General features: G+C 48.8%; 11 protein-coding genes. 6 read left to right on the top strand and 5 right to left on the bottom strand.

All coding sequences use genetic code 11. From position 1 onward, the window contains the following. The first annotated feature begins 173 nt into the window (after positions 1-173). Entirely contained in the window at positions 174-3182 is a 3009-nt protein-coding gene (locus HMPREF2909_RS06840) for a cation-translocating P-type ATPase (RefSeq protein ID WP_071415693.1), read from the top strand. Between the two features lie 341 nt (positions 3183-3523). Here HMPREF2909_RS06840 and HMPREF2909_RS06835 read toward each other — a convergent pair whose 3' ends face one another. From HMPREF2909_RS06835 to HMPREF2909_RS06820, 4 genes are all read right to left on the bottom strand, one after another. After that, on the bottom strand, positions 3524-4561 hold the full coding sequence (locus tag HMPREF2909_RS06835) for an alpha/beta hydrolase fold domain-containing protein (RefSeq protein ID WP_071415692.1): 1038 nt from the start codon (positions 4559-4561) through the stop codon (positions 3524-3526). Between the two features lie 2 nt (positions 4562-4563). Beyond that, entirely contained in the window at positions 4564-5319 is a 756-nt protein-coding gene (locus HMPREF2909_RS06830; RefSeq protein WP_071415691.1) for a phosphatase PAP2 family protein, read from the bottom strand. Then, complete coding sequence (dcd, locus tag HMPREF2909_RS06825) at positions 5312-5911, bottom strand: dCTP deaminase (RefSeq protein WP_071415690.1); 600 nt, start codon at positions 5909-5911, stop codon at positions 5312-5314. Before dcd ends, HMPREF2909_RS06830 begins: the two co-directional genes overlap by 8 nt. A 96-nt stretch (positions 5912-6007) precedes the next feature. Then, positions 6008-6640 carry a type IV toxin-antitoxin system AbiEi family antitoxin domain-containing protein gene (locus tag HMPREF2909_RS06820; RefSeq protein WP_071415689.1) on the bottom strand — a complete coding sequence of 211 codons (633 nt, stop codon included), beginning with the start codon at positions 6638-6640 and terminating at the stop codon, positions 6008-6010. A gap of 77 nt (positions 6641-6717) precedes the next feature. On the opposite strand from HMPREF2909_RS06820, the gene HMPREF2909_RS06815 reads away from it, so the two are divergent. The 5 genes from HMPREF2909_RS06815 (at position 6718) to HMPREF2909_RS06795 (ending at position 11596) form a co-directional block, all read left to right on the top strand. Beyond that, positions 6718-7515 carry an alpha/beta hydrolase gene (locus HMPREF2909_RS06815; protein WP_071415688.1) on the top strand — a complete coding sequence of 266 codons (798 nt, stop codon included), beginning with the start codon at positions 6718-6720 and terminating at the stop codon, positions 7513-7515. 9 nt (positions 7516-7524) lie between these two features. Continuing rightward, positions 7525-7938: a hypothetical protein gene (locus HMPREF2909_RS06810; RefSeq protein ID WP_071415687.1), complete on the top strand. Its 414-nt coding sequence runs from the start codon at positions 7525-7527 to the stop codon at positions 7936-7938. A gap of 37 nt (positions 7939-7975) precedes the next feature. After that, on the top strand, positions 7976-9181 hold the full coding sequence (gene ftsY / locus HMPREF2909_RS06805; protein WP_071415686.1) for a signal recognition particle-docking protein FtsY: 1206 nt from the start codon (positions 7976-7978) through the stop codon (positions 9179-9181). A gap of 790 nt (positions 9182-9971) precedes the next feature. Next, positions 9972-11258: an ammonium transporter gene (locus HMPREF2909_RS06800; RefSeq protein ID WP_071415685.1), complete on the top strand. Its 1287-nt coding sequence runs from the start codon at positions 9972-9974 to the stop codon at positions 11256-11258. After that, entirely contained in the window at positions 11258-11596 is a 339-nt protein-coding gene (locus HMPREF2909_RS06795; protein ID WP_021617424.1) for a P-II family nitrogen regulator, read from the top strand. Before HMPREF2909_RS06800 ends, HMPREF2909_RS06795 begins: the two co-directional genes overlap by 1 nt. On the opposite strand, the gene HMPREF2909_RS06790 is transcribed toward HMPREF2909_RS06795, so the two are convergent. Further along, entirely contained in the window at positions 11593-12981 is a 1389-nt protein-coding gene (locus HMPREF2909_RS06790) for an MATE family efflux transporter (RefSeq protein WP_071416022.1), read from the bottom strand. The two genes, HMPREF2909_RS06795 and HMPREF2909_RS06790, sit on opposite strands and share 4 nt — an antisense overlap. Positions 12982-13277: the final 296 nt, after the last annotated feature.

The raw sequence follows: 13277 nt of genomic DNA, 5'->3' as shown, positions 1-13277 counted from the left end.
CGCTGTGTAAACCTTTTGTAAAACCCGCGCCAAAACTGCCTATGCCAAGTGCGTCATTGTCGTTATAAAACCATGCGTTACACTACAATAAAACCTACACATATTCATGTCCGCACAACAGATGAATTCTCCTTCATGTGTTGACTACTCTGCGGCGAAACTAGGAGATACTGATGACCGATTCTCTCGGCACAACTCAACAGCATCTGACCCCTTTTGAGGGAACAGATCCATCGATTAGCGAAGTATCCAGCGTTGAAACTGCGATGAATACGAGCATTACGCACGGTTTGTCGTCTGCTGAGGCTCAGGCTCGTCTCGAAAAGTTCGGGCCAAACGCGCTGGCTTCCAAACCAAAAGATCCAGCGTGGAAGAAGTTCTTAGCACAGTTCCAAGATCCGCTTGTCTATCTTTTGCTCGCAGCAACCGTTATTTCTTTTGCTGCATGGATTATTGAACGTAGCACGAACCCAACGCATGCTGAGCCTGCGCCTTTCGACTGCATTGTTATTATTTTGATTTTGATTGTTAACGCAGTTCTTGGCTTTATTCAGGAGAACCGAGCAGAAGCAGCAGTAGAAGCGCTGGCTCAGATGGCTACGCCGCAGACGGCTGTTTTACGTGACGGTCGCGTAATATCTATTGCTACAGCAGATGTGGTGCCTGGCGATGTGTTGATTTTGGCTGAAGGCGATACGATTTCTGCAGATGGACGTCTGTTTGAAGCCGCTAGTTTGCGCGTGGCAGAAGCATCGCTGACTGGCGAGTCCCTGCCTGTGGCAAAGAAAGTGCTTACTTTAGACTCTGTGAAATCGTTGGGAGACCGCACAAATATGGTCTTTAACGGTACTTCAATTACACAGGGGACTGGTCGCGCAATCGTTACCTCCACGGGTATGAATACTCAGGTGGGCAAGATTGCAGACATGCTATCGCAAACAACAGAAGAATCCACGCCTCTCGAAAAGGAGATGGATCACGTTTCCAAGATTTTGGGCATTGCAGTTGTTGCTATTGCCTTTGTAGTTCTGGGCGCTTTGTGGATTATGTCTGGTTTCCACACAATTGAAGACGTGATTGAGTCATTGCTGTTGGCAGTGTCTCTTGCGGTTGCTGCCGTGCCAGAAGGCTTAGCAACAATTATGACCGTGGTTCTTGCTCTGGGCGTGCAACGTATGGCTCAGCATAATGCCATTGTGAAGAAGCTTTCGTCTGTAGAAACTCTTGGTTCTGCATCTGTTATTTGCTCTGATAAAACTGGTACCTTAACCCGCAACGAAATGACTGTGGAAACAATCATTACTCCAAGCGGTGAAGTGAAAATTACTGGAACTGGATACAATCCAACGGGTAAGCTTCTCAACGTTGACGGTACTGAGCTGTCCGCTCAGTCTCCACTGCGTAATGAGGTTGAGCTCGCGCTGGCTGCTGGTGCTTTGGCGAATAATGCTGAACTTCATAAGCCTCAGGCTGGCGAGAAGAACTGGGAGATTGTGGGAGATCCGACCGAAGCGTCTGTGCTTGTAGCTGCTCGCAAGGTGAGCGCTCTGCATAATTATCAGGGCGTGGAGCGCGTGGCAGAAATTCCATTCACTTCTGAGCGCAAAATGCAGACGGTTATTGGTCACGATAAGAGTGACGATCACTCGATGACCGCATATGCCAAGGGTGCTCCTGATGTGCTGCTTTCGCACTGCTCCTTTATTGAAGTGAATGGAACTGTGCGTGCGCTTACGGACGATGATCGCGCTAACATTCTGTCCCAAGTAGAACGCTTGTCTAATCAGGCGTACCGTACGCTTGGTCAGGCGTATCGCCCGCTGAAGGTGAACCGCTTGGCAGATATTGAGGGCATCCGCACTGATGCAAGCGGTCGTGTGTCCGATATTTCTGAGCAAGATGACGTGATTGAGCGCGACTACATTTGGACGGGTATGGTGGGTATTATTGATCCGCCTCGTACCGAAGTGCGTGATTCTATTGCTGAGGCTCACCGTGCAGGCATTCGCACGATTATGATTACGGGCGATCATCCGCTGACCGCAGCTCGTATTGCTACTGATTTGGGCATTATTGGGGAAGATGCTGGAGCGGAGACTGGTGTTGGTTCTGGTGTTGGTTCTGGTGTGTCGTTGGGAACTTCGGGAAGCGCGGCACGCCGCGCTTTGACCGGCGACCAGCTCGACGCTATGAGCGATGACGAGTTCCAGAAGGCTGTGACAGAAGTATCTGTGTATGCTCGCGTGGCACCAGAACACAAGTTGCGCATTGTTAAGGCGCTGCAGTCTCAGGGCAATATTGTGGCTATGACCGGTGACGGTGTGAACGATGCTCCGGCTGTGAAGTCCGCGGATATTGGTGTGGCTATGGGCATTACGGGTACGGAAGTGACCAAGCAGTCTGCCAAGATGATTTTGGCGGATGACAATTTCTCTACCATTGTGGCTGCTGTGCGCGAAGGTCGTGTGATTTTCGACAATATTCGCAAATTCTTGCGCTACCTGCTCGGCTCGAACGTGGGCGAAGTGTTTACGGTCTTCTTTGGTGTTGTGCTTGCAGGAGTTTTGGGCATTAACGACCCACATTCTACGGGCGTGACCGTGCCGCTGCTGGCTACACAGTTGTTGTGGATTAACTTGCTGACCGACGCTGCTCCTGCTTTGGCTATGGGGGTGGATGGTCAGACAGATGACGTGATGGGTCGTTCGCCTCGTAAGATGGGCGATCGCGTGATTGACGTTGCTATGTGGTCCAACATTGTTTTCACTGGTTTGGTGATGGCTGCTGTAACGCTTATCGGCATTGATTTATATTTGCCTGGTGGCATTTTTACTGACACTCCTGCGTTGCAGAATCTGCACTCAGAACCGATGGTGATGGCACGCACAATGGGCTTTACGATTTTGGTGTTTGCCCAGCTGTTTAACGCTTTGGCATCGCGTTCAGGGACTGAATCGGCGTTTAAGAACCTCTTCTCGAATGGATGGCTCTGGGCGGCTATTGGATTGTCGATCGTGCTGCAGTTGGCTGTGATTTATATTCCAGTGCTCAATGAGGCATTCGGAACCTCACCTTTGGATCTGCATCAGTGGTTTGAGGCTATTGGATTGGCTGCTGCGGTTCTCATCTTCTCGGAGATTTACAAGCTGTTTGTGCGCGTGATGCTCAAGAAGGTTGCATAGGAGAGCTGTAGAACTTCCGGTTCATAAATGCTGCGTCTGACTTACTTATGTTTGCTAGGCGCAGTATTTTTATGCGTTCTGGGGACGTTTTCTGCTGTATCTTTCATAGCTGCTTTTAGCTATACGTGGTAAAGCTTTTACCAGTTCTGATTTACAGAATCAAACAGCTTTAAGACGTACAGCTATCAATAGTGGTGAAAGATACAGCAGAAATCTTCATTCGTAACCTGTACACATGACCGCAGGTAAAAGCCGAAGCCCTACAACTCATAACAAAACCCGCTCTCCAGCTTATGGAAAAACATAAGAGAGAACAGGTCTCGTGGTAAAGACGCTTGATTTTAGTTGATAACTGCCTCAATCATTGCCATCTCAATTTGGTTCATTGGCTCTTGTGCTTCTGGAATCGGAAGCAGCGGATAATCATGAATCATCTTCTCGCCAATATGTAACTTGGTGCGCACGCCTGCTGTTGTTAAACACTGAGCGAAGTCAACTACATCCGGGTAGAAGATCTCGTCTGTACCCACCAAAACAGTCACATCGGAGTTCTTCAGTACGGATAAATCAGCGCGAATAGGCGAAATGCGAGGATCGCTTACGTTCCATGCGTCCGCCCAAGCGTGAACGTCAACGTGCAAGCGGTTAATGTCAAGCATAGGATCGCGCTCAACATAAGCATCAATCTCTGGATTGCTCAAAGTGGCGTCAACCCAAGGGCTGATGGCAATAATGCCTTCAGGAGCTTGAATGCCTTGAGTAGCCCAATCTATAGCGAGACCGAAAATCATACCTGCTCCAGCGCTGTCACCCATCAAAACAACCTTCTCTTCTGGATGCTTTTCGCGCAACGCGGTGTACAAGCCTGTAATACGGCGGAAAGCGTCCGCTGCAGTACCGTAAGGCGCTGGATCGTAATCAGGAACAAGCACGCTCACACCGCACTGACGAGCAAAACGGTGCAGGAACAGCAAATGTGTTGGATTAATCCCCTGCACATATCCGCCACCATGCACAAAAATAACCGTGGTATGAGGCGCAATCGTGCGCGAGAAATCTTTAGGTGCAATGCGGTAGGTGGTCATGCCAAAAGTATCTAACTCAGCGTCATTGCCGTCGTCATATACGGAAGCCAAACCGGACTTAAGCATAACTCCTGGAACGCCCGCATCTGTACGTTCAGTATTTTTGCGCTCGTCGAGCCAAGCCATCTCCTGCTGAGCAGAACGACGAGGGTACAGCTCCAAACCGGTGTTAATAGCTAAAGATACGCCCGAACGCTGATGCTTCTTTTGAGCGTACTGGTCAAAAGCCCATGCAGCACCTGCAACTGCCGCAGCACCTGCAAGAATTTTTACTAAGCCTGAACCTCGTGCCATAATTACTTCCTTTCCTTATGCTGAGGAGCTTGATGTTGTGAAACTTGAGCGTGTAGCTTGGCAAGCTCACCGAAATAAATCCATGTAACAAAGGCGACCCATGCAATGCCCAATGACCATCCGCTGAGCACATCGGTAGTCCAGTGATGTGCCACGTAAATACGGCTCAGTCCGATGAAAAGAGGCATGAGAACAGCCAGAATATTCAAAGCGCGAGCCCATGCGCGCTGTACTTCTGTGCGAGCTAAAGTGCTCACAATAATCGCGAGCATAAGCCACAGAACGGTGTTATTCGCTGAATGTCCGGATGGGAAAGACTGCTGATCTTCTACGCTGCCGAGCCAGAACTGCTTATCTGGACGCATGCGCGAAATCATGCGCTTAAAAGCCGTAACAATAATCACGTCGCCGGCTAAGGCGCCAAAGAGTATTTTCGCTTGCAGCCAGTGCTTACGCCATGCGAGCAAACCGAGGCAAATCAGCGAGAACGCGAGAACAATTTTTGTGCCGCCGATAGTAGAAATTAGGGGTGCAACAGTATTGAGGAAACCGTTACGATGTACAACAACTGCTTTAGTTGTGCTCAGATCGAAAGATTTCGTTACACCAGGCCAGACGAGTGCTGTGATAAGTACGAAAAGAACGGCAAAGATACCGCTGACTTGAGCAGCAAGACGGCGCGTTGATTGAATAATAAAATCTCGACCATGACGACGCGATTTACGTGACTGTATGCATGTTTGAGGGGAATTAGTCATGAATAGAAACCTCTCCAGAGACATCGGCTTTATAGAAGTTCACGAAAGAACGGGAAGCGGTTGGACCGCGCTGTCCCTGATAGTGTGACCCGTTATGCGCGCTACCGTATGGATGCTCGGCTGGGCTAGACAGTTGGAAGAAGCACATCTGACCAATCTTCATGCCTGGCCACAGCTTCACAGGAAGCGTGCTGACATTAGAAAGCTCCAAAGTGATATGACCTTCAAAACCTGGGTCGATAAAACCTGCTGTAGAATGCGTGAGAATGCCCAGACGTCCCAGCGAACTCTTCCCCTCTAACCGAGCCGCAATAGACGTTCCTAGCTTCACGTATTCATAGGTGGAGCCCAAAATAAATTCGCCGGGATGCAAAATCCATGGCTGGTCGGCCTCAACCTCCAACAATTCGGTCAAATCACCTTGGTCTTCTGCAGGATCCACATATGTGTGCTTGTGATTGTTAAACACGCGGAAAAAGCGGTCAAGGCGCACATCAATGGACGCAGGCTGAACCATTTGCGGCGTCCACGGCGTCAATGAAATTGCACCCGTAGACTGAGCTTGAATAATATCGTGATCACTTAAAAGCATAACTCTAGTGTAGCGTGCAGGCTGGTTAGAGCTGGAGGTTAGGTATATATGTGCAGTTCTTTAACTAATTTCAGCGCTGTGTTTTCATATATAACCCTATTCATAAATAATCTCCATAATATTTCGAACGCGCGCAGTAATCTTCATGCTGTGGGCAATATGCCACAGGAGAGGGAGATTTTTGTTTGAATATGCCGCATAACCTCTAATAACTTTTCCATAAAGTTCAGAGTCGATTTTGTTTTTGTGCGCAATACAGTCGCAAAGAACACGTTCGTAACAATAAAGTCTAACTGTGTTACCGAACATCGTCGAGGTTTCCATTACACCGAGCTCAAGGAGGTTTTTCTTTACATAAGTGATATGGATATTTGGTTCTACTTGGTTAAGGTGATAACCATTTTCTACAGTTATCGATATTTCATGCAGCAGAATATCCGTCTGTTTTAATAGATAGAGAGCTGTTTCGTATGAATAGATAATTTTCGTGTAGCGGTATTGAAAAATATAAAGGTTATCGAAAGGTACGTCTGCGTTTGCGTATAGACCAAGAGCGAATTTTTGTAGACGTCCTGCTTTATAGAGACGGCTTAGGTAGATAGTAGGAATTTGTTGCGAACGAGCATCCGTAGCGCTGATTAGTCCGTTATTTTGTCTGAGGTGTTCATTGATTCTCGAGACATAATCTTTACCTATCGGGTCGTTACTACTGTCATTTGTTGCATTCATACTGATAATTATATTTTATTTCAGTATGAATGCAACATGGAAGTTCGCACATAGCCCGCCCGCGCTAGAGTAGAAGCATGAGTACACACAAAGCTCGCGCGCCTCTTGAGCCAGGCAGGGCTGCCACAGCAATTTCCGGTCGCTTTGGTGATGAACTTCAGGTAGAGCAAGCCCTCTTTTCGCGTGGACGTGGCATGAATAACCCGAGACGTCCTCTTTTCGTTCTGCTTCACGGTTGGGGTTCGAATGAGGACGATATTGCAGAGTTCTTCGGCAATTATGTGAGCCCGCACAGCGATTACGTGTCTTTGCGCGGTCCTCTAACTCTGCTCGACCCTAACGATATGGGTGTTTTTATGGACGAGGATGCAGTGGGGCTAGCCTCTAAAACCTGCGGTGCATTCAGCTGGTTCCACGAAGCCGTTCCGCAAGGCGATGACCGTGATCGAGATATGTATGCCGCCGCTGTTGCCATTGATAACTGGGTTAACGACTATATTCCTGACGAGCGCGAAGTCATTCCTTTTGGCTTCTCTCAAGGAGGTGCGCTTGCCGTACATCTCATGCGCGTCAATCCACAGCGATATAAAGCGGCAGTCTGCTTATCGGGCTTTATCGCGGACGCAGCTGTTCCTGGGTCAGCGCCTGAAGACGCAGCGTTGCAGCTAAAATCGCCATCAATCTTTTATGCGTATGGCCTGCGTGACGACGTTATACCTCGTTTCGAATCAAACGCGCTCGCAGCTTTTCTAGAGGAAAACTCTTTCTTGAAGTTATGCGAGTATAAAACGCTTGACCATGCGGTCAGTCTCGATGAGTGTAACGATGTGCGCCAATGGCTCATGGATATAGGTGCCTCTAGTGGGGTCATGTAAACTAGCAGTATGGTTCTCGGTATTATTTTTTGGCTTGTTATAGTAGGCATTCTTGTTTACTTTATTGTGCGATGGGCGCAGAGCGAGGCTGTGATTAATAATCAAGCGAGCGGTTTAAGTTCATTTGAACGCGATGACGATTCAGAAGAGAACAAAAAACGTATTCCTCGCACAGCTGGATCTCCCGTTTCGTACGCGCCTCAAGAGGGCATTCATGAGCTAGCTGCTCAGCTGCGCGAGAACGTAACAGCAGAGTCTACGCAAGAATCCCCGGTATATTTGGGCGAGCATTCTTCTGTAGTGCCGATGCATTTGAAACGTAGCGATTTTGAGGCTGCTGAGAAAAGCGTTAAGAGCACGGGTGATGCGGATGGTACCGATGAAGCGGATGACGCGGATGAGAATGCTCCAGAACAGAAATAGTTAGTAGTTTTAGCTGAGCGTGAGAGAGTAGGGATTTATGGATATTCATGTTTTATGGGCAATTATTGCCGTTGTGATTGCTGTTGTGGCGATTGGTATTTTGGCTGTTGTTGCTTGGCAGCGCAAGAACGCAGCGAAAGACGATACAGCTCAGACAGTTCCTGATGAGAAGGCTGAGACAGCTGAGCAGATAGAGTCAGAGCAGTCCGAACCTGAGATCGAGCAGCCTGAATCGGAGATTGCTGAATCGACAGCCGATGAACCATCAGCTTCAGCCAGCCTCGACACTCCTGAAGACGGTAGCACGCGCATGCAGCGTCTGCGTTCTCGCTTGGCTAAGTCAGCTAATCCGTTCGGTAAAGCGCTGTTCAATATTTTAACGCGCGATAATCTGAGTGAAGCTGACTGGGAAGAGGTAGAAGATACCTTACTTCTTGCTGATGTGGGCACAGATACCTCCATGGATATTGTGGAAGAACTTCGCCGCAATGCTCGCGTTGTTAATGCGAACGATGCCAACGCAATCCGTTCTTTGCTGCGCACTCAGCTGCTGCATGCCGTGAATACTGATAAAAACGGTAACGCTTACAACCGCGATCTTGAGCTCATGAAAAGCGCGCAGACTGTTGAACCTCACGTGCTCATGATGGTGGGTGTGAATGGTTCTGGCAAAACAACAACAACAGGTAAGCTCGCTCGTCTGCTCATTGGCGAGGGCTATGAAAAGATTGTGCTTGGAGCTGCTGATACTTTCCGTGCTGCTGCTGCTGACCAGCTGCAAACTTGGGGAGACCGAGTGGGCGTGAAAGTGGTGCGTAGCGATAAAGAAGGTGCAGATCCTGCTTCTGTTGCTTTCGAGGCTGCCGAGGTAGCGCAAAATGACAGCGCTCAAGTTTTGATTGTAGATACTGCCGGACGTTTGCAGAACAAGGCAAATCTTATGGATGAGCTTGGCAAAATCCGTCGTGTGGTAGAAAAACGCGTGCCGGTTGGGGAGGTTCTGCTCGTTTTGGATGCTACAACAGGACAGAATGGCATGACTCAGGCGAAAGTATTCGCTGAAGCTATTGGCATTACTGGCATTGTGCTGACGAAGCTTGACGGCTCTGCTAAAGGTGGCATTGTGATTTCAGTGCAGCGTGAGTTGGGTGTGCCTGTGAAGTTCGTAGGTCTCGGCGAAGGCCCTGATGATTTGTCACGCTTTGATGCTGAAGGCTTCGTAGACGGTATTTTGGGCGCATAGTTTCAGTTTTTATTAAGAGCTTGGCGATTATCTTCTGCTTATTGCTGCTTGTTGCTGCTTATTGCGGGGCGATGGGCAAAGGGTAATCGCCTTTCTTGTGCTTGGATTGTTTTATAGGGGCTGGCTGGTGTGAGTCAGGACGGGTGTGATGCGTCATCAGATACAACACGCGAATTGATATAAAGCGGTTTTTCGGAGTTTAGTGGGGTCGTGTAGGTTGCAGGTGCGTGGCGGTTGTGAGCGCGGAATGCTAATAATGCTTGCGTCCATTTTTCACGTAATAGCAGCTCTTATATGTTCCTGAAAGTTGCTAGCATTCCACGCTCACAACGCTGGCGTCCATCATTGAGAGTGTTTTCTGCCCTTGCTCATGCGTGAATCATGGAACGCTAGAGCAAGTCACGTTTCACGTTGTCGGTTATACGTTTAACCGCATACACTAAAATCTACTCCCACGTGTTCCAGAAGCTCAATATCTCTGCGGATTGTCATACTCCGCCACGTCCCAAAGTCCACATATTGAACACCCGCCAGTCTCTAAAGCAAGTAAAAATCGCCATACTTCGCATCTTCCCGAAAACAGTACGAAACAATTGCTCGTAAGCCAAGGAAATATAAGGGAAATAGAATGTGTTAGTGCTAACACTGAAACCATCTTCCGAAACACGTCCGAAACGTGAGACGCCACTCAGATTGCGTCACGTAATACTCCAGTTACACATTTGGCGATTCTCCTTCACAAACTCCTCCTTGAATAGCCATATACCTACTGGAGAAAAAGGAGGAGATTATGAACTCAGGGGATACCGCGTGGATGCTCATATCGAGCGGTCTTGTTTTTCTGATGACCCCAGCCGTGGCATTTTTCTACGGCGGCATGGTGCGCGCAAAAGCTGTGCTGCACATGATGATGCTGTCCGTGGGAACAATTGCCGTTGTTGCTCTTGCATGGGCTGCGTGCGGATGGTCAATTGCGTATACCGGTAAATCTGTGGGAGGTGTCTTCGGCAACCCATTTACTGGCGCGTTCTTCCACGACGTCATTGCTGTGAAAGACGGCGTATACACGTCTTCAGCAGATACAGGAACAGGCGCATACCCAGTAACGGTGGACGCCTTCTTCCAAATGACCTTCGCAATTATTACCGTTGCTTTGATTTCCGGTGCTTTGGCAGAGCGCGTTAAGTTTAGCACGTGGCTTGTTTTCACTCTATTATGGGTTATTTTCGATTACGCTCCGATGGCTCATATGCTATGGAATAAGGGTTTACTTTCTGCAGATGGCGCGATTTCCAAGTTCTTTGGCGTTCCTGCGCACGATTTCGCAGGTGGCACGGTTGTGCATATTAACGCTGCTATTGCCGCTCTTGTTGTGGCTATGATTGTGGGACGACGCAAGGGCTTTGGAGCTGCTGCTTTTAAGCCTCACAACGTTCCGTTTGTTCTGTTGGGTGCTTTCTTGCTGTGGTTCGGATGGTTCGGATTTAACGGCGGTTCCGCTTTTGCTGCGAACGGCACTGCTGCTTATGCGATTATTACCACCACTTTGTGCGCGGGAGCTGCAACGCTCGGATGGCTGCTTGTGGAAAAGATCCGCACGAAGTACGCCACTCCTGTGGGCGCTGCTTCAGGTATGGTAGCCGGTTTGGTGGGTATTACTCCATCTGCTGATGTTGTTTCTCCTCTGGCTTCCATTATTATCGGCTTGATTGTGGGAGCTGTATGCTGCGTAGCTATTAGCGTTAAGTTTAAGCTCGGCATCGATGATTCGCTTGATGTTGTGGGCGTGCATGGTGTGGGAGGCGTGCTCGGAACTGTGTTCGTAGGCGTTTTCTCTGCTGGCTCAGGTTTGGTTACTCATGGAGATTTCCGCCTAGCTCTCGTTCAAATTATTATTGCGTTGATTGCGATTATTTTCTCTGCTGCAGTAACGTTTGTTATTGCTTTTGCTTTGGAGAAGACTATGGGCTGGCGCAGTAGCACATATGCAGAAATTACTGGAATTGATGTTGTTCAGCACGGTGAACGTTCTTATGATTTCACGAGCACATCACTGTCTATTGGAAGGCACGCATAATGAAACTCATAACTGCAATTATTCAGCCGGATAAGATTGATGACGTCGTTAGCGCTTTGGCTGGCGTGGGAGTGCACGGTTTAACGATTTCGGAAGCGCATGGCTACGGTCGTCAGCATGGGCATACAGAAGTTTTTCGCGGAACATCTGTTGAGGTAGATATTTTGCCGAAAGTCCGTTTTGAAATTGTGGCAGAAGATGCTGCTATTGATTCAATAGTCAACGCTATTTGTGTGGCAGCAGGTACCAACACTATTGGTGACGGTAAAGTGTGGGTTATTCCTGTGGAATCGGTAACCCGAGTGCGCACACACGAGCAGGGCGTAGACGCTCTCTAATCCTCTATTGCCGCGCGTATCCAGGTATCTGTATGCGCGCGGTTTATATTTCCTATACCGCGGATACCCATAAAAACAATATTAAAAACGAGCCACAAAGCTATCGCCTGAATCAACTCGGAAGCACCGTGCACAGCAAAGAAAGTAATAATCAAAAATACTATATGTGCTACAGCGGAAACCGAGCATAACTTGGCTAAATAGGTAAAGTCACCTGCTCCAATCAAAACACCGTCGAGCGCCCAGAGCCAGCCGTGATACGGGAAGAATATTCCCACAACAAGAGCGCACATAGCAATAATCCCTTCTGTTGCCGAGTCAGTCGTAAACAGGTGTGCGCCTGAATATCCTAAAATCGCAAAAAGGATGCCAACGTAGGTTCCCCAAATAATGCCGGCGCGTTCAATCTCTTTAATAAGAGCGTGCACAAGCTTAATATTTTTTGCGCCCAAAGCAGCGCCCACCAGTGCTTGACCGCCAACTCCAATGGCATCGAGAACATTTAACGCTAAATTCCAAGAGGAATTAATTACCTGAAAGCTAGCCAGAACGCGGGTTCCCATAGCTGTGGCAACCGTAACAGTGGCAATCATTCCTACGCGCAAAGCGGCTGTGCGCACAAAAAGCATAAGACCGTCTCCCGCGCTTTCCTTTACGCCAGCGAAGTTAGGCTTGAGTGTAACCTGATGGCGACGAAGAATGGGCAGCAGGTAGAGCACAACGATGGCACACATGAGCCACTGCGCAATGCCGGTGGCAATTCCCGAGCCGGCAACACCCCAGTGGAAGACGAAGATGAAGAGGGCGTCGAGAAGAATGTTGACTACGGCTCCTGCCACCGCAGACCACAGGGTGATGTTTGCTTTGCGTAGGCCGCGGAACATGCCGTTAGCAGCATAAGCAATAAGAGTTCCCGTAATGCCCAAACCTGCGGTATGCACGTAAACTGTTGCAGAGTCGAGCACAGCGCCGCGCGCGCCGAGAGCATAACTAATCGGATACGCTCCGTCAACGATGGCGAGTGTGAGTACTGCGCCAATCAGGGTGGCAAGCCACATGCCCGATGTTCCTGCTTTTAATCCTTCTCGTGTGCGACCCGAACCCATAAGAATGGACACGCGCGAAGTGGTGGAGTACGCGAGGAAGAGGCATAAGCCAACTGAGGTGAGAATAATTGTGGATCCAATAGACAGACCCGCCAGAGCAGTGTTGGAAATAGTGCCCACAAAAGCAGTATCGGCCAAAATAAAAATAGGTTCGGCAATGAGCTGACCCAAGGTAGGGATGGCAATGGCTGCCAACTGTTTGCGCACTGCGCGAGGAGAGGCGTCGGCGAGGAAGGAGTCGCTGGTCGGAGTAGTGGCGCTGTTCTGCTCAGAAGTCATAGACATAATAGTATGGACAAGTTTGCCTCTTGTGGGGAAATTCTCACGCATAATAGGGGAATGTGAGCAATTCGACACGTTTATCCCCAAGTTATCCACCGTGTTATCCGCATATTGTGGATAACTAGAGGGGTTATTCGCGTGCAACACGCATAAAAATGTGGATAACTGCCTGTTGCGGGGAATGTTATCCACAATGGGTGGGGCGGCTTGTTGGTTACTCGATTAGCTGCTTAACCGTTTCATACACCTCTTATGCCACTTTTGATGCGCAAAAATGGCTTCAAAAGTGGCAT

The sequence above is a fragment of the Alloscardovia sp. HMSC034E08 genome, from assembly GCF_001813415.1.
In the GTDB taxonomy this organism is placed as follows: Bacteria; Actinomycetota; Actinomycetes; order Actinomycetales; family Bifidobacteriaceae; genus Alloscardovia; species Alloscardovia omnicolens.
The sequence above is the reverse complement of the archived record's forward strand: the minus strand, read 5'-3'. Positions and strand labels throughout refer to the sequence as shown.

What these genes read in the sequence shown, in the direction of transcription:
- ftsY (WP_071415686.1), top strand. Translation starts at nt 7,976, where the DNA reads ATGGATATTCATGTTTTATGGGCAATTATTGCCGTTGTGATTGCTGTT.
- HMPREF2909_RS06815 (WP_071415688.1), top strand. Translation starts at nt 6,718, where the DNA reads ATGAGTACACACAAAGCTCGCGCGCCTCTTGAGCCAGGCAGGGCTGCC.
- HMPREF2909_RS06835 (WP_071415692.1), bottom strand. Translation starts at nt 4,561, where the DNA reads ATGGCACGAGGTTCAGGCTTAGTAAAAATTCTTGCAGGTGCTGCGGCA.
- HMPREF2909_RS06790 (WP_071416022.1), bottom strand. Translation starts at nt 12,981, where the DNA reads ATGACTTCTGAGCAGAACAGCGCCACTACTCCGACCAGCGACTCCTTC.
- dcd (WP_071415690.1), bottom strand. Translation starts at nt 5,911, where the DNA reads ATGCTTTTAAGTGATCACGATATTATTCAAGCTCAGTCTACGGGTGCA.
- HMPREF2909_RS06800 (WP_071415685.1), top strand. Translation starts at nt 9,972, where the DNA reads ATGAACTCAGGGGATACCGCGTGGATGCTCATATCGAGCGGTCTTGTT.
- HMPREF2909_RS06830 (WP_071415691.1), bottom strand. Translation starts at nt 5,319, where the DNA reads ATGACTAATTCCCCTCAAACATGCATACAGTCACGTAAATCGCGTCGT.
- HMPREF2909_RS06820 (WP_071415689.1), bottom strand. Translation starts at nt 6,640, where the DNA reads ATGAATGCAACAAATGACAGTAGTAACGACCCGATAGGTAAAGATTAT.
- HMPREF2909_RS06840 (WP_071415693.1), top strand. Translation starts at nt 174, where the DNA reads ATGACCGATTCTCTCGGCACAACTCAACAGCATCTGACCCCTTTTGAG.
- HMPREF2909_RS06795 (WP_021617424.1), top strand. Translation starts at nt 11,258, where the DNA reads ATGAAACTCATAACTGCAATTATTCAGCCGGATAAGATTGATGACGTC.
- HMPREF2909_RS06810 (WP_071415687.1), top strand. Translation starts at nt 7,525, where the DNA reads ATGGTTCTCGGTATTATTTTTTGGCTTGTTATAGTAGGCATTCTTGTT.